1 protein-coding gene and 1 pseudogene are annotated in these 575 nt (G+C 51.7%); both read left to right on the top strand.

What is annotated here, in order from left to right; genetic code table 11:
* Positions 1 to 270: pseudogene (locus J1785_RS00375) on the top strand (SEL1-like repeat protein); the annotation flags it as partial.
* A 55-nt stretch (positions 271 to 325) separates the two neighbouring features.
* Positions 326 to 487, top strand: coding sequence for a hypothetical protein (locus tag J1785_RS00380; protein ID WP_217218533.1), 162 nt, complete (start codon positions 326 to 328; stop codon positions 485 to 487).
* Positions 488 to 575 lie beyond the last annotated feature (88 nt).

The raw sequence follows: 575 nt of genomic DNA on the forward strand, positions 1-575 counted from the left end.
AGGCCGCTGCCGACGTCACCGGATTTTGATAAAAGTGCCTCACTAAGTCTGCTGTGTAAAACCGGTGAACCTTGTCCGAAAAGCGGATACTGGCAGATTGCATGGCTGCCGCGCGAAGGACTCAGCCAGAACACCATTCTTGCACTCAGGGAAGGCGAGATTATGCCCACTGACCGGGTGGAGTTTTGCCGCTCACGCCCCTGGCCGCTCAGCGACAAATTGTTCCATCAGGACCAGCACGTTGACTGGCGCTTTGTGGGTGAAGCGTAATCTCATACAGCAATCAGCGGTTCAGAGCAGTAAAAACCAAGGACTAATTACAGGGATGAACAAAATGACTCTACGCATCAAAGGGTATGGGTATCCACGACTGCCCCATCTGGCAATACTTTCCTGCATGTTAATGACCGCCTGCGACCAGAGCAGCATTCAGACCACCGGGAGTGAAGAGTTCGACCCGTGGGCAGTTCTCTCTCTCGGCAGATGAACATTTTCGCCTGAGCCAAATGATGGTTTTAAATACATCAACCCCTTTAAATACAGGGGGGAACCTGCATTTCATGCGGAGATAGAAC

It is taken from the genome of Rahnella perminowiae (genome assembly GCF_019049755.1).
Classification (GTDB): domain Bacteria; phylum Pseudomonadota; class Gammaproteobacteria; order Enterobacterales; family Enterobacteriaceae; genus Rahnella; species Rahnella perminowiae.

Bases quoted from the DNA above. Each gene is read 5' to 3' on its own strand.
- J1785_RS00380 (WP_217218533.1), top strand. From the start codon at position 326: ATGAACAAAATGACTCTACGCATCAAAGGGTATGGGTATCCACGACTG.